The sequence below is a fragment of the Emticicia agri genome (genome assembly GCF_004168285.1).
Classification (GTDB): Bacteria; Bacteroidota; Bacteroidia; order Cytophagales; family Spirosomataceae; genus Emticicia; species Emticicia agri.
On the sequence record NZ_SEWF01000077.1, the window covers coordinates 1 to 19,269 of the forward strand.

The following is a 19,269-nucleotide window of genomic DNA, read 5'->3' on the forward strand; positions in this document are numbered from 1 at the left end:
ACGAGGCTTTTTATAGACTTATTACTATGGGTTATCAACAGCCTTATTAAGAAAGCAGATAATTTTTTTTGGATGCAACAGAATGGAAAATCGGTTCTTTTGAATTACACGTTTTAGTATTGGCGGCACAAGTAAAAGGTGTAGCCCTACCTGTGTACTTTAAAGTTTATGAACATAAAGGTGTATTATCAGAAAAGGATCGTATCAATTTCATTCGTAAGGCATTTGTACTCATAGATTTGCATGGCAAATTATTGATAGCCGATAGAGAGTTTATAGGAAAAGAATGGTTTAGCCATGTGCTTGCCTTTGAGTTAAATTTTGTTATCCGCTTACGTAAGGGGATGTATCGTAAACCAATCGAAGATAGTGGCTACAGTTATGAGGAATTAGAGATGAAAGCAACAAGAAAAGGCTATTCTCAGGCTATTTTTACTGTTTGTGGACAAAAATACAGAATTGAGATGTGGCGTTCTGATAATAAAGGTGAGCCTATTATCTATTTGATTACCAATGTTTTAAATAAAAAAAGAATCGGAAAACAGTATGCAAAACGTTGGAAAATTGAATATTGCCGCTTCGGCGGTCCGATTTAAGCATATGAAGACTAATGGATTTAACTTAGAGGATATGTCATTAACTGATTTGAAAAAAATCCGTTTGATGATTAGCTTAGTAGTTGTCGCCTATATTTTAGCAATAAGGGAAGGAATTATTCAACAAAAAGTGCAAAAAATTAGAACAATAAAATACAAAAATGGAGATAAATATCCTGCCGTCTCTATTTTTAGAAATGGATTGCAAGCTATTAGTAATTGTATAATTAGCTGGTTTGATTTGAACAAATATTTGTCCTTTATTAAGAAAAAAAAATATTCAATAATCCAAATTGTATAGTAGTATAATTTGAAATATATCCTTGTGGAGGTCAGTTGGATGTGTATCAGATATGATGCCTCCTTGTTATTGGCTTATAAGGCTGCCATCAAAAAGATGGAACCTAATAAAGCTATCGTCAAGGTAGCCAGAAAATTACTGAACAGAATTCGATTTGTACTAAAGAATAAAGAACCCTATCGAATCAATCAGGGTCTGTAGAGAACATATATCTATTAAACCATTATCAGGTGGGGTAACGCTTGAGGCCGTCTGTGACCTCTAATAAAGAGTGTTCACTATTTTGAGTTTGCGTCCCACACCTATATAACATAATAGCTAACTTGTGACTCTCCATTGGAGATGTTCACTCATAGAAGATTGGTTTATAGTTAAAAAAAGTTCTGTTGAAATATGGATAAGCTTGCAGCTTACCCACATTCCAACAGAACAATAACAACTATTGCCTATTATTTAAATAAACCAAAAAAAATCAACTCGAAGCTTGTTTTTCAACATAGAAGACAGCCTCGTTGGCTAAAAGAATGTCTCTTAATCACTAAGCAATTTTAGCATTTTCTGCGCATTTTCTTTTTTAGGATTTATCTCTAACGCTTTTGTGTAATTGGCTATGGCTAAATTTTTCTGTCCTGCTTTCAGATAAGCATCTCCCAGACTATCATATACATTTGCGCTATTCGGATAGAACAAAGCATTCAGTTTAAAAACCTCTATTGCTTCCAATATTTCCAGTCGTTTAAGCAACGCATAACCCCATTCGTTCAGGTCTTCTTCCGAGTGTCGGTATTTCATCAGGTTACGTCTGTCATCATTGGCGGCCATTTGTTCCTGTTTATAGCCTCTTTCAAAAATAGCTGCTTTGGCACTGGGCTTAATTTTATTGGCGTATAGCGTAACAATCGCATTAATCACCAGCTGAGGGTTTGAGAAAAAAACATAGTGTCCGGTCTGATAAGCAATCAAGGTTGAGCGGTTGGCATAAGCTGCCACAAAATCATTATGACAATCTTTCCACCGCTGGGCATCAGGCGCGCCTTCAAATAGTGTCAGTTCAGAGACAATGTCCACTACCGGAATACTCGTTGGTAAGGGATTTTGTCTGATAACCTCAACCGTATGCCGAAAATTCGGAGACGCCTTCATGGTGGTAAGCTGTTTTTCTGTGAAAAAGCAAGGCAAATTGGCATCAATCATTACCATTGCCTTTACACGTCTAAGGTTTTGACTCGCCAAAAGTGTTTGATAGAAACCACCCATTGAGTGCGAAACCAACATAAGGTCTTTAGAGAAGCCTAACTTTTTAAGTGCTTCCGTAAGTGCTGCCACCTCTTTTTCAATCGTAAGCCTCGCAGTGTCTTTACTGCTCTTACCCAGTCCGATTCTGTCGTAAGTAATTACAGGTGCTTTGGTGATTGTGGCAATGGGGTCAATAATTTTGTTCCATACCTGTCCATCGTTACCTCCCCCGGCCTCAAACAAAATAGGCGTACCTTTGCCCGGAATAACCCTGAAATGCAGTTGGTGAGTACCTACATTGACTAAGGTATCAATAGCTGTTTTTTGAGCAATGACTGATGAACCAAGCGTTAAAAAAAACAGGAATACTACCCATATACGCCACTTGAAAGGATTAAATAAGGTAGTGGCTTCAGAATTGATACAATGGGATTGAAATCTTAAAAGACTTATTTTCATACTATCAGGTTAACTATTGCGCCAAAGATACTAAAAGCGCATGGATACTTTATGGGATAAGTAAGGGCCATTGCCCGTACATAATTAGTAACGATTTTATCTGCGCTAAGGTTATTGTGAGGTTGAAGAAAATAAATGTGTGGCTGAATAATATACCTGAGAAATCATCCCCATAAATTCTACTCAAAAACAATAATTCCTGCTAAATTGCGGTATAATAGAATTGTTATCAGATTTGTAGCCACATGCAGGAATTAATTGTTTTAGGGGTTTTTGTTTTAGTTGTAGCCGTTTGCTTTTTTATTTATTCCCGACAAAAAAATACGCTTGTACTGACCGATGAGTTTAAGGATATTCTGCATATCCTGAACGATACCCGGGAGTCGGTTTTTATCAGCGGAAAAGCCGGAACAGGGAAATCGAGCCTTTTGCAGTATTTTACTGCCCGAACTGACAAAAAATATGTAATACTGGCACCCACAGGCATTGCTGCTATGAATGTTAAAGGACAGACCGTCCACTCGTTTTTCAGACTTCCTCCACGTTTGATTCAGGTAGACAAACTAAAGCCTGAATATGCTAAAAATGCTCTTTACGAAAATTTAGATATGGTGATTATCGACGAAGTGTCGATGATAAGTGCCAACCTGATGGAAGCCATTGATACAGCCCTGCGCCTGAACCGAAACAGACCTGATGAACCTTTCGGAGGGTTACAGATGGTATTTATCGGCGATTTGTTTCAGTTGCCGCCTGTGGTAAAAAACGATTTACAGGAATACTTTACGACTACTTACGGAGGTAATTACTTTTTCGACAGTCCTGTATTTAAGGCAGGGTTCAGCTATCACCTGAAAGAACTGACACATATTTTCCGTCAGAAAGATGAGCGTTTCAAAAAAGTACTGAATCGCATACGTGTCAATGAAGCAAAGTTTGAAGATTTTGTGTTGCTGAACGCCCGGCATCGGGACAATGTGGGCGATAATAACAGTGCTATTTTTCTGACTACTACCAACAAGAATGTGAAGAAGATAAACAAGGAAAACCTTGAAAATCTGCCCGGAAAAGAAATGATTTTTGAAGCCGTGCTGACCGGAAAAATCAGAGAAGAATTTGAGAAACTGAAAGAGCAACTGGCCGACAAGAAAATGAGTGAGGCCGAGTTTGAAGATGAAATTGAAATGAGGTTCCCGACCAATGTGTTTCTGAAACTGAAACCCGGCGCACAGGTAATGATGATTAAAAACGATAGCCTGAAACGGTGGGTAAATGGTACGGTGGGCATTGTAAGCCGATTGAACAAGCACGATATATGGGTAGAGATTGACGGACAAAGTTATAAAATGGCGCAGGAAAACTGGGAAGAGATTACGTATCAGTACGATTCTAAACGCAAGGAAATCAAAGAAAATATACTCGGTACTTTTACACAATTTCCGGTAAAACTGGCCTGGGCTATGACCATCCACAAAAGCCAGGGCAAGACTTTTGATAAAGTGGTGATTGACATAGGCACGGGGGCGTTCAGCCACGGACAAACCTATGTAGCCCTGAGCCGTTGCAAAACCCTGGAAGGCATTGTGCTCAACAAAGAAATCCGCCCCAGCGATGTAATTGTAGATGAGCGGGTGATTGCTTATTATAAGGGTAGGTAAAGGTAACTACCTTTCATTTAGAATATCAAGTGGCAGGGCAAATGAACCTGTTTTTTTAATGTATAATTGCTGCTCATCATTCAGTTCATTTGTTTTTAACGCCATATCGTCCCATACATTGCCGTCATGTCGTTTCAGGGCAAATTCAATACTTTCAATTCTTGGTTTACAATTTAAACCAATTGGGATGAGGTCAATATAATGACCTTGTTTTACTTCTCCTTTGTTTAACGTGCCAATTAGAAAAAATCCACGTCCAGTAATCTGAATAGCTGATTCAAAACGAAATTGAGCTTGTATAATATGATGCCATTGGAAACCACAGCGACATTGCCGCGCATAGGGAGTTCGTGCTAACCGACCACATTTTACACAATTATTGAAGTATATCTTTTCCGGAGTTTCTGTCAAGATTCTTTGTATCACATTCAACTCAAAAGCATCATAGCCATCTTTTAATAAATCAATTACTTGTGGGTCGTTACTTAACCACCCTTTTTTATAGGCTAATTTAATTCTGTTTGAATCAGGAACTTGACTTGAAAAATAATGCTTATCTAATGTAGTATGGTGTTTTCTGGCTGCCTTCTCCGCTTCAGTCAGGAGATTCGGAAAGTAATTGATAATGTACCTTGCCATTTCTTTATCCATGAATCAACTATGTTTAGCATTCGTGATTTAATCTTCCATTGGTCTTCTAAAACTCCAGATAATCAAATTACGGCATAGAAACCAGAAGTTGACAAAAAAGAAAGCAAAGTTGATGAGAAAGATATTATCGAAAAAATAAGAGAAGGTACGGAACTCAATACTGTTATCACCTGCGTTTCGCCACGAATTAAGGTTGGAATAGAAGTAAAGGACAAATAATGATACAATGGCCATTACTATAAAATGGATATGATTAAGCAGTAAAGCCCTTTGTTTCTGCCTGAATTGTTTTTGTACCACAAACACGATATGCAACCCCTCTAACAAAGCAAAAGCAGCATAAAAACTGAGGGTGAGTTTGCCCAGTTCAAAGGTGTACATGGCCATAGCAAAAATGGCGGCTGTTACAAATGAAATAATTACATAACAGCAGTGAAAAAGGGCTTTGTAAAGCATAGAGATTAGTTTGTTTTGACAAACTTACTGATTTTAGCTGACTTAATTAAATGCCTTTTAAACCTTGTCAGAGTCAAACGATAATGTTACCTTTGCGGTACCATTCCGGTTATGTATTAACCAACTACTAATCATTAAATCATCTGTAATTAAGAATTTACCTGACAACCAAACATTGTAAAACCTTAAATTATAGTTTTTTTTAATGAGCATTCCTATCAATTGTGGCGAGGCTGTTTTGCAGGCGTTGCAAAAATACCAGGTTTCCTATAGTCATATTGCCGTTTCTGAGGGTCAGAACCACCTTACTATTACCCTCGGGAGAGAAACTGACCCTTCTAATCTGAAGCAGTTTACTTCGTATCTGGCGGCTTTAAATCTGAATTTCAAATCCTCTTTTCAATCCCGGACCGGATTAATCCATCTTATTGTTTACTGATTTTAAACCATAGGTGTATTTAGCCTGCATAGCAGCTAAGCAGCTAAATACACCTGCCTATTATAGTTTTACCGACTATTTTTTCGGACTCGCACCTGTTATTTGTGGTCGTGAATCAGAACCACTGTTGTTCTGATTGGTGCCTTTTGCCACACTGTTGGCTGCATCTGAACTCTGTGAAGCAGAGTTACGGGCACCTTCTTTTTTCTTTCCTTGTAACGTTGCCATAGTTTTTTGTGTATTGGTTTGAATACTGATTTAACTGCTTTTACTGCTAAAAATAATGTGCCAGCCAGATAAGAAATCTGGGCTGTTTGGCGATGCTATTTCCTGATAATAAGGAAGTTATGGGCTGTCTTTTATCAACGTGTAAAAATTTCCCCTTCTTAATTAATTGATTTACAGCCGTTTAAATAAAAAATAAAAAAATAATCCAGTTATTCTTATTTAGATTAAGTCTAATTATACTATTTTTGCGGCGTAGTCTAATCTTTTAACTTAATTTTTTACTCCACTCATGTTTAAACGTTTCGGTAAAACTCAATTAATTACACTTTCTGTTATTGTTGCAAGTATCTCAGCTTGTAAAGATGATGAAGTTGCTCCTCCATTGCGTACCAGCATTGATTACGCTAAAGTAACGTCTACTACGCCGTATAAAAGCCTTTTTGTAGCTGCAAACGGAGACTCAACAGTTGACTTAACGTCAGGCAACAATCGTTACAAAATCTACCAGGCACTTAATTATTATTTAGGTTCGGCAGTAAGAGAAAATAAAGCGATTGAAGCGGCTGTTATGAAAAACATGTATGCCAATACCGGAAACCCTTTCACTGATGTTCCGTCGCTGAATATTTCTGGTTCGGTATTAAACGCCTCTGGTGTGCAATTGCGTAGCCTTACGGCTTCATCTAAATCTGCCGCAGAAGCTGAAGTAGAAAGAGCAAAATTAGAAGCTGCATTTGCGCAAATGGCAGAAGCGAGCAAATCGGTTGGTGCTACTGCCTCTAAAGGTGTAGCCGGAAAAGCAGGTACTTATCTGTTAGATGCTCAAGGTATTGAGATTGCGCAAATCATTCAGAAATCTTTGATTGGTGCTTATCAGCTTGACTACATCGGCAATGTATTGCTTAACAAAGGTCTTGAGGCTGATAATACCATGCTTGTATCGGGTAAAAAATACTCTCAGTTAGAGCATAACTGGGACGAAGCCTATGCGTCATTAACACTGAATCCGGTGTATCTGGCAGGTTCTACCGATGCTGTCCGTGGTACTTCTGAGTCTTTCTTAGGTTCTTATCTTTGGGAATATAACAAAGCTAATTATGCAAAAATCCACCCTGCGTTTCTAAGAGGTCGTGTGGCTATTGTGAACAATGATATGGCTGAGGTAAAAACTCAGGCTACCTTTATCAGAACAGAAATGGAAAAAGCGATTGCTTCGGCAGCCATAGGCTATCTTGGTAAATGGAAAACAGGTACTACTGATGCCGCTCGTGCGCATGCTATTGGCGAAGGTCTTGGATTCATTTATTCGTTACGCTACTGTACTATCAATGGAGCAGATGCTAATTTCTCAGATGCTATCCTGAACGGACTAGTAGGTTCAGCTGGTGGCTACTGGGACTTAACCAACGACAAAGTTAATGCAGCGGCAGATGCCATCACTGCGAAATTCAAGTTGAACAATTAATTTTTGTTTTATTGCTATATTAGTAGATTGATAGCCTTAAATGCTGTCAATCCACTCTTTCATTTATAAATCATGAAGTCTTTTTTTGAAAAAAAGTACATCTTACTATTGATACTGACAGGCTTACTATGGGCTTGCGGTGGAGGCGGCGAAACAACAGACCCACCTACGCCTGTTGATGAAGGTAAAGATAGAAAACTGATACTGACCCACCTTGCCGATAATATCATTATTCCGGCTTATGGCAATTTCAAAGCAAAACTTACCCTGATGGTGTCTAATGGTGACGCTTTTATGGCTAAACCTGATATGACTACCTTAACGGCTTTTCGGGCTTCGTGGGTAGAGGCTTATACAGAGTGGGAGAAAGTGGAACTATTTGATTTCGGTCCGGCTGAAAGACAAACCCTTCGGAGTTTTTTTAATATTTATCCGGCCAGCGAAAAAGGAATCAATGATAATATAGCCGACCCAACGGCCAATCTGGAAGTTCCTGCTTCGTTTGCACAACAGGGTTTTCCGGCATTAGATTACCTGCTCAATGGCCTCGGCACTACCGATACCGCCATTCTTGCTTTTTATACAACTGCCCCCGATGCCGCCAAAAGAATTGCCTACGTAAAACGCCTGACAAGCCGTATGAATACGCTGTTAGACAAGGTAATTACAGAATGGACAACGTATCGTGAAACTTATATCAGCAAAACCGGGCTTGACATTGGCTCTTCTTTTTCGTTGATGGTGAATGGTTTTGTATTGCATTACGAGCGTTTTATCCGTTCGGGTAAATTTGGTATTCCATCAGGCGCGATGCTCAATGGCGTAATTTCACCCGAAAAAGTGGAGGCTTTTTATAAGAAAGATATATCACGCACGCTTGCACAGACCGCACATCAGGCTGTTATCGATTTCTTCAATGGAAAGAATATCAAAACAGGTGCCGATGGCCCGTCTTTCAAGACCTATCTGACAGCTCTGGGTGCTAAAGACAGTGCCACGGGTCAGTCATTAGCCGAAATTATCAATAACCAGTTTGCAGCAAGTAAGGGCAAAATGGAGGGACTGAAACCGAATTTGTATGAGGAAGTAAAAACCAATAACCCGGCAATGGTAGCGGTATATACTGAAATGCAGAAAGCTGTTCGTATGCTCAAAGTTGACATGACCTCAGCCATGAGTATCACAATTACCTATACAGATAATGATGGTGATTGAGGTAGGGGATGTTTGAATCTGGTAAGGGCGTGATGATTGTGTTTGGTAGTGGCAGGGCGGTTAAAAAAATATAGCGCAAAATTGTTCACCTTGGCAATATTGTTTGGCAGGGCTTCAACCCCTCACCCTAAATCCCTCTCCCCAACAGTGGGGAGAGGGACTTTTAGCCCTTCCCCATTGTTGGGGAAGGGTTGGGATAGGGTTGAAACCATGCGGTCTTTTCTACAAAATCTGTTGTAAATCTCTTCAAAACCACCCAAGAAATTGCAGCAATACCTGAAACAAAAAATACCGGCGGCACCTCTGGCGGTTTTCAGAATCGGCTTCGGCCTCATGTTGCTGGGTAGTATCATCCGGTTCTGGGCTAAGGGCTGGATTTTTGATTTATATATCAAGCCCCGATACTTTTTCCCTTTCTATGGTTTTGAGTTTGTAAAGCCGTTGGGTAATGCTACCTATCTGTTGTTTTTTGTATGTGCATTGTGTGCGCTGCTGGTGGCTTTGGGTTGGTTTTATCGGGTTGCTGCGGTTGGTCTGTTTCTGAGTTTTACTTATATAGAACTCATGGATAAATCAACTTACCTCAATCATTATTACTTTATCAGCCTCGTTTGTTTGCTCATGGTTTTTCTGCCTGCGCACGTCTATTTTTCTATAGATGCCTACCGGAACCGCCGGATAGCCGCCGCCTATATTCCACAATGGTGTGTCGATGCCATTAAGCTCATGATAGGCATTCTTTATGTGTATGCAGGGCTTGCCAAGCTAAATTCAGACTGGTTACTGCATGCACAACCGCTCAGGATATGGTTACCTGCCCGTAATGATATGCCCATTATCGGCCCCTTGTTCAATAAAGACTGGGTGCCTTATGCTTTTAGCTGGTTTGGCTGTCTCTACGACCTCACCATTCCGTTTTTATTGTTGCGCTCCGGTACAAGATGGCTGGCTTATGTAGCAGTAATTGTGTTTCATGTACTTACAGCCCTGCTGTTTCCGATTGGTATGTTTCCGCATATCATGATTGTTGCCGCCTTAATATTTTTCTCGCCTGATTTTCACAAAGGAATCATTCGTCAACTCAGTCGTTGGTTCAGGGTACCCGAAACGACAGGCACAGCAAATAGCCGTACTTATGTTCCCCGGTCGTATATCCTGCCTGTTTTTTTGGTGTTTTTTTCGTTTCAGATTCTTTTCCCGTTCCGGTATCTGCTGTATCCGGGAGAATTATTCTGGACAGAGCAGGGGTATCGGTTTTCGTGGCGGGTGATGCTGATGGAGAAGGCAGGTTATGCACAGTTTACGGTAATAGGTAAAAATGATAAGCGTATGGTTGTAAATAACAACGATTTCTTATCAACTTTGCAGGAAAAAATGATGTCAACGCAACCGGATATGTTGCTGCAATATGCACATTTCTTACGTGATTATTATGCACAGCATGGCTTTGAATCGCCACAGGTATATGTCGATTCTTACGTAACCCTTAATGGCCGTATGGGCAAGCCTCTGGTAAGTCCTGAGACTGATTTGGCCAAAAAGGAAGATTCTTTTCAACATAAATCATGGATTTTACCATTTAATGACACTATCAAAGGCTTTTAATATATTTCTACTCTGCTTGAGTGTTTCGGGTGCTTATGCACAATACCAACTGACGGGTACGGTTCGCTTCCGCAAAGACAGTACAGCCGTGAGCGATTGCCGGATTATACTCAATGCAGGCTCACCTACTTCCAATACCGACGAAACTGGCAGTTTCAGATTCAGAAATCTTTCTAAAGGTACTTATCAGCTACAAACCTTATTAACCGATTATCAATCTCATAAGCAGGAAATTAACCTGACAGATAAGGATATTCACCTCGATATTTATATTGATTTGCTCAATACAACACTCAACGAAGTGGTGGTAAAAGACAAGCAAAGCGATTTTGGTTTTACCCGTATGCGTGCCGTAGAAAGTATGGGCATTTATGAAGGGAAAAAAACGGAGGTGATTCTGCCTGAGCAATTAGTGGCTAACTTGGCTACCAACAATGCACGTCAGGTATATGCCCGTGTGGCAGGGCTTAATATCTGGGAGAATGACGGAGCCGGACTACAACTTAGCATTGGTGGGAGAGGACTTGACCCCAACCGCAGTTCAAATTTTAATGTACGTCAGAATGGGTACGACATCAGTGCCGATGCTTTGGGGTATCCTGAAAGTTATTATACACCGCCGATTGAAGCCGTAGGGCGGATTCAGATAGTGCGTGGGGCGGCATCGCTCCAATATGGCACCCAGTTTGGCGGACTCATAAATTTTGTGATGAAAAAGCCTGTTACTGACCGCAAACTGGAACTGGTAGCCAGGCAGAGTGTGGGTTCTTTTGGTTTTTACAATGCTTTTACAAGTGCCAGTGGTACGGTAGGAAAACTGTGCTATTATACCTATTTTCAGTACAAAACTGGCAAAGGCTGGCGTGCCAATTCTGATTTTGACAGCTATACCTATTATGCCGATGTTGATTATAAATTCAGCGAAAAAACAAGTGTTGGCGTAGACTTTACATACATGGGCTATCTGGCTCATCAGCCGGGTGGACTGACTGATGCGATGTTTGCCGCCGACCCACGCCAGACCAACCGGGAACGTAACTGGTTTAAAGTAGGCTGGAATCTGTGGGCGGCTCATTTCGACCATAAGTTTAATACGCTCAATGAGTTTAATGTGCGGGTATTTGGTTTGTCGGCTTATCGTTATTCTTTGGGATTTCGCCCGAACAGGGTTGCTTCCGTTGATGACAATAGCGAACGGGATTTAATTAAGGGTGATTTTAATAACTGGGGAACAGAAGCCCGTTACCTGAAACGCTATTTTATCAAAGACAAACTACTGGTTTTTCTGGCAGGTACACGTTACTATCAGGGCTTCAATCACAGTATTCAGGGGTTGGGCAGTAGAGGAAAAGAGGCTGATTTTAGTTTTATCAATCAGGAAGAGGGCATTGCCAACGATTATGTGTTTCCGAATAGAAATGTATCAGTTTTTGCTGAAAATATCTTTTATGTAAACGATAAGTTTTCTATTACACCCGGTGTACGTTTTGAATACATTCATACCAAAGCTGATGGGTTTTATGGTACTATTCTGTTTGATTTAGCCGGAAACATCATCAGTGCTACCCGTACCAACGAAGTCAGAAACAATGGCCGACAGTTTGTATTGGGAGGGGTAGGCTTAAGCTATAAACCTACCGGAAAACTGGATGTTTATGGGAATATATCGCAAAACTACCGCTCTATTACATTCAGCGATATGCGAACAGCCAATCCGTCGTCGGTAATTGACCCGAATATGAAAGATGAGCGAGGTTATTCGATTGATTTGGGTATCAGAACACAACAGACAACTTTGTATAATTTTGACGTAAGCGGATTCTTTCTCAATTACGATAATCGCATTGGTGAAGTACAGTTTTATGACGAAAGTAATCGGGTATTGCGCCGCAGGGGGAATATCGGGCAGGCCATTATTATGGGTATAGAATCGTATGCTGAAGCTGACTTGCTGAAAATTGCCCAACCGAAAGCCGAAGCGTGGAGTGGGGTAGTATTTGCGAATATAGCCCTTATTCGTTCTACTTATAAAGCCAGCGAATTGCCGGGTATTAAAGGCAAACAGGTAGAATTTGTACCAAAAGTCAATCTGAAAAGCGGGCTACGGGTCGCTTATAAAAACCTGAAAGGCTCGTTTCAATACACCTATCTTTCAGACCAGTTTTCGGAAGCAACCAATGCAGTTGATGGAGGGGTATCCGCCGTTGTGGGGCTGATTCCTGCCTATGATATTATGGATGTAAGTGCTTCTTACGAGTTTAAACGTTTTAAACTGGAAGGGAGCCTTAACAACCTAACTAACTGCATGTATTTTACCCGACGTGCCACGGGATACCCCGGCCCGGGCATTCTCCCGTCTGATGGCAGAAGTTTTTATCTGACCTTGCAGGTGAAGATTTGACGTTGGATTAAAGGAATTGATTTGTTATTGAGGTAGAGACAAGGCACTGCCTTGTCTGTTTTTGGCAGAGAATAATTGCTATTCTGGCGACAAGAGGGTGTCTCAAAAGTTTACCAAGCCAAATAATATTTGGAAAATACCCCACCCCAACCCTTCCCCAACAATGGGGAATGGCTAAAAAGTCCCTCTCTCCACAGTTGGAGAGAGGGACTTAGGGTGTGGGGTTGTGTGTAGCCAAATAATATTTTGACCCTTTTACTTTTGAGACAACCTCCTACCAATTTTCTATAAAAAGGTTTCAAGAACCTAAACCTACCTAATCTACCTATATCCCCCTGTTTTTAAAATCAAAATACCGAATCATGCCTGCAAACGGGGCTGATTTATCTTTTAGTTCGACTATCTTATTTTCTATCCGTTGCTGCGTAGCTGCGCTTATTCTTGAACTTGTATCGGCTAAGGTAAGAAAAAAGGTATTGTAAATATCATAGTGAAAATACCGCAGTTCTTTCAGTTCCTTTCTGTTGAGCCCATAATTTACTTCTGCGGCTTCTACATAAGGCTTAAACTCCGGTTTTAAAGGAACAAGAATCACGTGCTTGAGAGTGTCTTCTACTTCCCACGCAAAATAATCAGCCGGGTTATCAAAATAAGGATTCAGTAAAAGTGGTCGTTCGAGGTGATAGGCTGTGGTAAAATCAGCAAGACTTAAACCTTTTACACCAAAGGCGTCAGGATTCAGTAAGTCTGTTAGCGCATCGATTTCAGCTTCTGTCATGGTGGCTAAAACAGCCGGAGGTATCAATGCTTTGGTTTCATCAAGCAAGGGAAACTTATTGCCTTTAAAAACAGAATTACAAACCGAGCAGGAAACCAGGTAATTATCGTAACAATAGGCCAGCCACCAGTATTTGCTTTTGGGTCTGAAATGCTCTACATCTCCCGGAGACACAATTTTGGTGCTTGCTTCACAATAGGCACATTTATTATTCGACTCCATAAACAGCCTTTCTTTAGCCCCTTTCCATCTGGCAGCTTTAAAGTCATGCACCTTAGTAGGATCCAAAAGAAAATTTTTCTCGTTAGTAAGCAATTCCTTGTTAAAGGCAATCCGTTTTTTGCCTGTAAAGTCTAAATGAACCCGGTCTTTATCATGCAACTTCTTTTTGGTGCGGTTTCTTTCTAAGGCTATCATTTTTGTAACTCAGCATTGATTGTTTTCAATAAATCCAATACATCATCATCAGCCACCATATTAGGTCGCACTACCTGTGGCAAGGCTTCAATTTGTTTGCTTAGTTCTTTTACTCTTTTGGTATTGCCATGCTTGTTTTTCTCTTCTTCGTATTCCGCTTTCAGTTGCTCGGTTTCCAACGATTCATCAGAGCTGATACCAAACACAGGTGAGAGCAGCAACTGGTGCAGAAGCATGGTATTAGGGGCAGCCGTGAATGGCTGTGCATCAATGGTTTTTTCTTCGTTCCGGCTCAGGATAATCAACTCACCTTCACCCGCCTGTTGAGCAGTAAGCGGAGAGTGCGTAGTGGCAATAATCTGAAAATTGGGCAATTTGATTTTCAGAAATCCTATCAATCTTCTTTGCCATTTAGGGTGCAGATGCAGGTCAATCTCATCAATCAACAAAATACCATTTGTTTGAAGCGGATTGGCCTGTTCGCCAAAGGTATTAAAGATTCTATACAGCAAATCACCAATCCAGGCACTTACGTTCTGATAGCCGTCGCTCAGTAAATGCAACGGAATAAGGTCTTTACCATTGGAGAACAGCAGGGTTCTTTGCTGTTTATCAATGGAGTCAAAGGTAACATCTACTAAAAATTCGTTGAGGGCATTTTTTACCGCATCAATACTTTTGCCATCGCTTCGGTAATCAAGCTCCATTACCCAGGCTGCCAGCGGATACAAGTTGGCCTCTGTATTAAACAAGGTAGCTACATTTACGGTGCGGTCGTTGTTGTAAGAACTTTCAGGCTGGTTAAAACTCTGATTTTTATTGAGTCGTCTCGATGCCCCGTAGCCTAAGATAAAATAATTACGCTCGGCGTAGTCGAGGGCTTTGTCTATTTCGTCCAGCGACTCGCTGTTGTTGACCAATATATCTTTGATAGATTCTCCACGGTTGATTCTCAGGCTTACGTTTCTTTCTTTAGGGTTTCGGGCATCTTTGGTTACAAACACGGCCTTTACTTCACAGAAAGACTCTCCGAAAGTAATCCAGTCGTTGGGGTTCCCCAGTAAATTACTGAGGGCATTGCTTCCGGCACTTATCAGGGCAATGGCTTTCAGAAATGAACTTTTACCCGTGCCATTTTCGCCTAAAAAAAGTGTCAGCAGGCGTGGCTTGCCGTTTTCATTGACAAAGTCGATAGAAATATCTGAAAGCCCACGAAAATTGGTAAGGCTGAGTTGTTTTAAAAGCATGACCGTAGATTTAAAATTTATCAAATATAGTGAATTGAGGTGTAACCAGAATCAGAAAATTATGAAGATTGTTTTATGGATGAATTTTATTTTACGGCTACAAAGTGCCTATGTAAGCCGTTGGGAACAGCAGGGTAAAAAGAAGAAAGACACAGGGCATAATTCTTTTTTGAAATACAGAATTTGTTTTGTTAATTTGATATGAATCCCAGACAAAAATAGCAGTAATACCCAATTACTGGTGTTGGATGAAGATAGAACGTTTCAAAGCAACCTTTACTTTTCTTATGGAGATGTACCTTTCTGATACGTCAGAAAAAATGCTAATCTGTAAGACACGCACACTATCAAAGGGTCTGGTTGGGAACTAATCATTCCTTCTGAGGTCTGAGCCGGCGGGCTTAGACCTTTTTTGTGTAGTAGTTGACTTAAACGAACATTAAACAATCATGATTTTTTACGAAGAAGCCAGAGAAAAAGTAAAGATAAATTTAGATGAAATGTTTAACCGTCCGTCACCCTATGCTTCTGACTGGTTTTACTGATAGTGCGGTTTTTGTGATTTTAGGCTTTTACCTATTGATTAATGCAGGAGTTTTATGGGTATTAAACCGACTCATAGGCAATAAAATTACTATTCGTAGTAAGGGCGTTTACTGGTTGGTGATGATAGTTTTAAGTATAATAACCACTTTTTTGCTACTGAATTTAATTACTACATTTACGGGTAAGGATTTGTTGGAATAGCGTTTTTCAGAGGCTCAAAGTTTTGAACTTCTACCAATTGCTTAATCTCCTTCGAAAAGTACACAGTCGTTCTTTCCTAAATTTATAGGTTCCAGTATTTCTCTGAGTTGTAAAACAGTCGATTCAGATTGATAAAAGTTATTTAAAATCCGAAGTAGAGTGGAAACATGATTGGCATACAATCTTGTAGTACCGTATGGGTCAATAGATAGGGCAGATGCTTCACTAAGTTTTTCCCATATAACCTCCCATACAGCGGAATTTTCTATATTGACTGAACCAAGAAATTTTTTAGGTTCGTGATTTTTAAAAAGATAAATATCAAGTGGCATAAGCCGGAAATTATAAGTTAGCAATTTAATTGAGGTGCAGGATTTTGTACAAAATCAACGCCAAAAATACAAAAAAGCCCCTAAAAGAAGGGGCTTTTTGCTACAAGCGTATGAAAGATTCATGTAGAATCTAACTTCTTTATGTGCCTGTAGAGGCGCAAATGTCTTTTGTTTTTATGGCTGATTTGATAGTGCTAATACCACTATCGGTATTGTCTATGATAGTTTAAGCAGATTGACCTACGAGGCAGTTTTTACGGGTGCAAAGTAGCCAATAACTTTTTCATTGAGCTTTGTTTAGACCTTAACCCATCTTTATTGTATCAATCTGATACATAAATAAAGATTGGATAAGTGTCATTTGTACAAATATAATAGTTTTTGCCTTAAAATAGAATTAAAATTATTGACACAAGTTAATTTTATGCGATTTTTAATAAAAATATGAATGATGTATCCTTGTTTTTTGATGATATTACGGGTTCATCATTTGTTTTTTGAGATATATCATCATTTATTTTTTTTTGTAAAAAGTGCATCAGATGAAAAAATCAGATAAAAGTAAAATTGAAATTGACTGGATTCGGGAAATGATTTTTTTCTGGGGTTTTTTTATTCTGATGTCTCTCAGTCATTGGAATTTCCTTTCATCGGTTGACGAAATCACGGAGGGTTTTCTGCATTTTCTTATCCTTTATACCTTTGCTATTGCCTATCGGGTGTTTGTGTTTCCGTTATTTACCAAAGGTCATTTCAGTAAGTTTTTATTTTTTACGGTGGTAGTGCTGGTATCCGGTGGGGTATTCCTGTTTGTGGCCGATTATTTCTATTTTTACCCCGAGTTTCACCAGTCGCAGAGCTGGCTTAAAATGGTATTATTGTATATAGTAAATACAGCCGTGAGCCTTATTACAATGGAGGCCATTTTTCTGCTCGAATATTTTTACCGGCAGCAAATCAGAAGTACCAACCAGATGCTGCAACTGAGCGAAGCCCAAACCAAACTTTTACAGGCACAGTTGAATCCGCATTTTTTGTTCAATACCCTCAATAACCTCTACGGTATCAGTATCCAGGAGCCTGCCCGTATGCCTGTGATGATTATGCAATTGTCGCAACTGATGCGGTATCAGGTAGAATCGGCCTCAAAACAGCAGGTAAAACTAAGTGAGGAAATTACTTACCTGAACAGTTATATTCATTTAGAAAAAGAGCGGATAGGGTTGCGTTGCACAGTAACTTATCAATATCCTAAACCCATTGAGTCGCTATTGTCTTACCAGATTGTGCCTTTACTTTTATTGCCGCTCATCGAAAATGCCTTTAAACACAGTAGCGGGTCTATCAAAAGCTGCTTTGTATCTATTAATATTTCAATGTCGGGTAGTGTACTTACATTAGATATTCTGAACTCAATACCTGTGCATCGGCCAAAACTGGTTTCAACGGGTTTTGGCATACCCAATACCAAAAAGCGGTTAGAGGCTTTTTATTCCGGTCTTTATGAGCTTGAACTGGAAGAAATCAACAATCATTATAAAACCCGCCTCACTTTAGACCTTAACCCAAATACGCATGGCTGATATTCCGCAAACAAAGACCCTGAACTGCCTGATTGTTGACGACGAACGGGGCGCACATCTGGTGCTGCAACATTACCTGTCGCAGATAGACCGCCTGACTCTGGCAGGCACTTGTGAAAATGCCCTGGAAGCCATTAATCTGATGCACCATACCAAAATAGACCTGCTGTTTTTAGATATAAATATGCCACAAATGAGCGGACTGGAACTATTGAGCACTCTTAAAAATAAACCCTTAGTGATACTCACCACGGCTCATTCTGAATATGCGTTAGAAAGTTATACCTACGATGTGGTTGATTATTTACTGAAACCCATTCAGTTTACCCGTTTTCTGAAAGCTGTTGATAAGGTTTTTTATCATTATGGTTTAGGATTACCCGATAAAACCGTGAATACGCCGCCATCAGCACAGTTTGAAACTTCGATTGTTATCAGGGTTGATGGCGATTGGCTGAGGGTAGAACTGGACGACATCAGATATGCGCAAAGCTGGGGCAATTATGTGAAAATTTTTACAGATACGCACATTTACCTGACAGCCCTTACACTCGCTGAACTCGACCAGCGACTGCCTGGCACACAGTTTATCCGTATCCACAAGTCTTATCTGGTGTCTATCAAGCGCATAAGCCGTATCAGTGGCAATGATTTGTATATCAATGAGGTTTCTTTGCCCGTAGGGCTAACTTACCGCAGGGCTTTGATTGAGTTGTTTAAGTAGGGGCATGGGGCGTGGGGCAGAGGGCGTGGGGTCATTGGTAAAGGCAAGGGGGAAGGGTGGTATGAATTGACTGATTGAGTATGATTTTGAGCATGATTTCAGTAACGATGTACCGTAAAAATCATGATACATAAAAGAGGCTTCTATGTTGAAAAACAAGCTTCGAGTTGATTTTTTTTGGTTTATTTAAATAATAGGCAATAGTTGTTATTGTTCTGTTGGAATGTGGGTAAGCTGCAAGCTTATCCATATTTCAACAGAACTTTTTTTAACTATAAACCAATCTTCTATGAGTGAACATCTCCAATGGAGAGTCACAAGTTAGCTATTATGTTATATAGGTGTGGGACGCAAACTCAAAATAGTGAACACTCTTTATTAGAGGTCACAGACGGCCTCAAGCGTTACCCCACCTGATAATGGTTTAATAGATATATGTTCTCTACAGACCCTGATTGATTCGATAGGGTTCTTTATTCTTTAGTACAAATCGAATTCTGTTCAGTAATTTTCTGGCTACCTTGACGATAGCTTTATTAGGTTCCATCTTTTTGATGGCAGCCTTATAAGCCAATAACAAGGAGGCATCATATCTGATACACATCCAACTGACCTCCACAAGGATATATTTCAAATATACATTCCCTCTTTTAGTAATTCTTCCCACTCTTTTGGTTTCTCCACTGTCATGACTATTAGGAATCAGTCCTACATAAGCTGACAGTTCTTTT

Annotated in this window: 20 protein-coding genes; 12 read left to right on the forward strand and 8 right to left on the reverse strand. The window is 40.0% G+C overall.

Going from position 1 to position 19,269, the window contains the following annotated elements; translation table 11 throughout:
• The first annotated feature begins 68 nt into the window (after positions 1-68).
• The 3 genes from EWM59_RS25810 to EWM59_RS25820 are packed head-to-tail and all read left to right on the forward strand — an operon-like array spanning position 69 to position 1,098.
• The gene (locus EWM59_RS25810) at positions 69-596 is read left to right on the forward strand and encodes a transposase (protein ID WP_130024115.1); all 528 of its coding nucleotides are present in this window, start codon (positions 69-71) and stop codon (positions 594-596) included.
• Positions 597-600: 4 nt separating this feature from the next.
• Entirely contained in the window at positions 601-897 is a 297-nt protein-coding gene (locus tag EWM59_RS25815) for a hypothetical protein (RefSeq protein ID WP_130024116.1), read from the forward strand.
• A gap of 9 nt (positions 898-906) precedes the next feature.
• A complete protein-coding gene (locus EWM59_RS25820) occupies positions 907-1,098 on the forward strand; it encodes a hypothetical protein (protein WP_130024117.1) in 192 nt (63 codons plus the stop codon).
• Positions 1,099-1,428: 330 nt separating this feature from the next.
• Here EWM59_RS25820 and EWM59_RS25825 read toward each other — a convergent pair whose 3' ends face one another.
• Positions 1,429-2,592: an alpha/beta fold hydrolase gene (locus EWM59_RS25825; protein ID WP_130024118.1), complete on the reverse strand. Its 1,164-nt coding sequence runs from the start codon at positions 2,590-2,592 to the stop codon at positions 1,429-1,431.
• A 245-nt stretch (positions 2,593-2,837) separates the two neighbouring features.
• Here EWM59_RS25825 and EWM59_RS25830 point away from each other — a divergent pair, with 245 nt between their 5' ends.
• Positions 2,838-4,250: an ATP-dependent DNA helicase gene (locus EWM59_RS25830; RefSeq protein WP_130024119.1), complete on the forward strand. Its 1,413-nt coding sequence runs from the start codon at positions 2,838-2,840 to the stop codon at positions 4,248-4,250.
• Between the two features lie 6 nt (positions 4,251-4,256).
• On the opposite strand, the gene EWM59_RS25835 is transcribed toward EWM59_RS25830, so the two are convergent.
• Positions 4,257-4,901 (reverse strand): hypothetical protein, encoded by a 645-nt coding sequence (locus tag EWM59_RS25835; protein ID WP_130024120.1) that lies wholly within the window; start codon positions 4,899-4,901, stop codon positions 4,257-4,259.
• A 27-nt stretch (positions 4,902-4,928) separates the two neighbouring features.
• Positions 4,929-5,357, reverse strand: a complete 429-nt coding sequence (locus EWM59_RS25840) for a hypothetical protein (protein WP_130024121.1) — start codon at positions 5,355-5,357, stop codon at positions 4,929-4,931.
• A gap of 205 nt (positions 5,358-5,562) precedes the next feature.
• On the opposite strand from EWM59_RS25840, the gene EWM59_RS25845 reads away from it, so the two are divergent.
• Complete coding sequence (locus EWM59_RS25845; protein ID WP_130024122.1) at positions 5,563-5,796, forward strand: ACT domain-containing protein; 234 nt, start codon at positions 5,563-5,565, stop codon at positions 5,794-5,796.
• A gap of 75 nt (positions 5,797-5,871) precedes the next feature.
• On the opposite strand, the gene EWM59_RS27885 is transcribed toward EWM59_RS25845, so the two are convergent.
• Positions 5,872-6,024, reverse strand: coding sequence for a hypothetical protein (locus EWM59_RS27885; protein WP_165372303.1), 153 nt, complete (start codon positions 6,022-6,024; stop codon positions 5,872-5,874).
• 289 nt (positions 6,025-6,313) lie between these two features.
• Between EWM59_RS27885 and EWM59_RS25850 the strand changes: the two genes are divergently transcribed.
• The 4 genes from EWM59_RS25850 to EWM59_RS25865 all read left to right on the forward strand — a co-directional run bounded on the left by EWM59_RS25850 (position 6,314) and on the right by EWM59_RS25865 (position 12,710).
• Entirely contained in the window at positions 6,314-7,489 is a 1,176-nt protein-coding gene (locus tag EWM59_RS25850) for a DUF4856 domain-containing protein (RefSeq protein ID WP_130024123.1), read from the forward strand.
• A 72-nt stretch (positions 7,490-7,561) separates the two neighbouring features.
• Positions 7,562-8,704, forward strand: a complete 1,143-nt coding sequence (locus tag EWM59_RS25855; RefSeq protein WP_130024124.1) for an imelysin family protein — start codon at positions 7,562-7,564, stop codon at positions 8,702-8,704.
• Positions 8,705-8,968: 264 nt separating this feature from the next.
• The gene (locus EWM59_RS25860) at positions 8,969-10,309 is read left to right on the forward strand and encodes an HTTM domain-containing protein (RefSeq protein WP_130024125.1); all 1,341 of its coding nucleotides are present in this window, start codon (positions 8,969-8,971) and stop codon (positions 10,307-10,309) included.
• Positions 10,287-12,710, forward strand: a complete 2,424-nt coding sequence (locus tag EWM59_RS25865) for a TonB-dependent receptor domain-containing protein (protein ID WP_130024126.1) — start codon at positions 10,287-10,289, stop codon at positions 12,708-12,710. The genes EWM59_RS25860 and EWM59_RS25865 overlap by 23 nt, the downstream gene beginning before the upstream one ends.
• Before the next feature lie 325 nt (positions 12,711-13,035).
• Here EWM59_RS25865 and EWM59_RS25870 read toward each other — a convergent pair whose 3' ends face one another.
• A complete protein-coding gene (locus tag EWM59_RS25870; RefSeq protein ID WP_130024127.1) occupies positions 13,036-13,905 on the reverse strand; it encodes an HNH endonuclease in 870 nt (289 codons plus the stop codon).
• Positions 13,902-15,152 carry an AAA family ATPase gene (locus tag EWM59_RS25875; protein ID WP_130024128.1) on the reverse strand — a complete coding sequence of 417 codons (1,251 nt, stop codon included), beginning with the start codon at positions 15,150-15,152 and terminating at the stop codon, positions 13,902-13,904. Before EWM59_RS25875 ends, EWM59_RS25870 begins: the two co-directional genes overlap by 4 nt.
• Before the next feature lie 522 nt (positions 15,153-15,674).
• Between EWM59_RS25875 and EWM59_RS25880 the strand changes: the two genes are divergently transcribed.
• On the forward strand, positions 15,675-15,899 hold the full coding sequence (locus EWM59_RS25880) for a hypothetical protein (RefSeq protein WP_130024129.1): 225 nt from the start codon (positions 15,675-15,677) through the stop codon (positions 15,897-15,899).
• 41 nt (positions 15,900-15,940) lie between these two features.
• Here the strand turns inward: EWM59_RS25880 and EWM59_RS25885 are convergent, their stop codons facing one another.
• On the reverse strand, positions 15,941-16,231 hold the full coding sequence (locus EWM59_RS25885; RefSeq protein WP_130024130.1) for a hypothetical protein: 291 nt from the start codon (positions 16,229-16,231) through the stop codon (positions 15,941-15,943).
• Positions 16,232-16,773: 542 nt separating this feature from the next.
• Between EWM59_RS25885 and EWM59_RS25890 the strand changes: the two genes are divergently transcribed.
• Together EWM59_RS25890 and EWM59_RS25895 are read left to right on the forward strand one after the other, a co-directional pair.
• Positions 16,774-17,814, forward strand: coding sequence for a sensor histidine kinase (locus EWM59_RS25890; protein WP_130024131.1), 1,041 nt, complete (start codon positions 16,774-16,776; stop codon positions 17,812-17,814).
• Positions 17,807-18,538: a LytR/AlgR family response regulator transcription factor gene (locus EWM59_RS25895; protein WP_130024132.1), complete on the forward strand. Its 732-nt coding sequence runs from the start codon at positions 17,807-17,809 to the stop codon at positions 18,536-18,538. The genes EWM59_RS25890 and EWM59_RS25895 overlap by 8 nt, the downstream gene beginning before the upstream one ends.
• Before the next feature lie 442 nt (positions 18,539-18,980).
• On the opposite strand, the gene EWM59_RS25900 is transcribed toward EWM59_RS25895, so the two are convergent.
• Positions 18,981-19,269: transposase (locus EWM59_RS25900; protein WP_130020817.1), on the reverse strand; the 289-nt coding region annotated here is incomplete at its 5' end.

Coding starts and splice junctions, on each gene's coding strand:
- EWM59_RS27885 (WP_165372303.1), bottom strand. CDS start 6,024: ATGGCAACGTTACAAGGAAAGAAAAAAGAAGGTGCCCGTAACTCTGCT.
- EWM59_RS25880 (WP_130024129.1), top strand. CDS start 15,675: ATGCTTCTGACTGGTTTTACTGATAGTGCGGTTTTTGTGATTTTAGGC.
- EWM59_RS25870 (WP_130024127.1), bottom strand. CDS start 13,905: ATGATAGCCTTAGAAAGAAACCGCACCAAAAAGAAGTTGCATGATAAA.
- EWM59_RS25895 (WP_130024132.1), top strand. CDS start 17,807: ATGGCTGATATTCCGCAAACAAAGACCCTGAACTGCCTGATTGTTGAC.
- EWM59_RS25890 (WP_130024131.1), top strand. CDS start 16,774: ATGAAAAAATCAGATAAAAGTAAAATTGAAATTGACTGGATTCGGGAA.
- EWM59_RS25850 (WP_130024123.1), top strand. CDS start 6,314: ATGTTTAAACGTTTCGGTAAAACTCAATTAATTACACTTTCTGTTATT.
- EWM59_RS25885 (WP_130024130.1), bottom strand. CDS start 16,231: ATGCCACTTGATATTTATCTTTTTAAAAATCACGAACCTAAAAAATTT.
- EWM59_RS25825 (WP_130024118.1), bottom strand. CDS start 2,592: ATGAAAATAAGTCTTTTAAGATTTCAATCCCATTGTATCAATTCTGAA.
- EWM59_RS25845 (WP_130024122.1), top strand. CDS start 5,563: ATGAGCATTCCTATCAATTGTGGCGAGGCTGTTTTGCAGGCGTTGCAA.
- EWM59_RS25865 (WP_130024126.1), top strand. CDS start 10,287: ATGACACTATCAAAGGCTTTTAATATATTTCTACTCTGCTTGAGTGTT.
- EWM59_RS25815 (WP_130024116.1), top strand. CDS start 601: ATGAAGACTAATGGATTTAACTTAGAGGATATGTCATTAACTGATTTG.
- EWM59_RS25840 (WP_130024121.1), bottom strand. CDS start 5,357: ATGCTTTACAAAGCCCTTTTTCACTGCTGTTATGTAATTATTTCATTT.
- EWM59_RS25855 (WP_130024124.1), top strand. CDS start 7,562: ATGAAGTCTTTTTTTGAAAAAAAGTACATCTTACTATTGATACTGACA.
- EWM59_RS25875 (WP_130024128.1), bottom strand. CDS start 15,152: ATGCTTTTAAAACAACTCAGCCTTACCAATTTTCGTGGGCTTTCAGAT.
- EWM59_RS25835 (WP_130024120.1), bottom strand. CDS start 4,901: ATGGATAAAGAAATGGCAAGGTACATTATCAATTACTTTCCGAATCTC.
- EWM59_RS25830 (WP_130024119.1), top strand. CDS start 2,838: ATGCAGGAATTAATTGTTTTAGGGGTTTTTGTTTTAGTTGTAGCCGTT.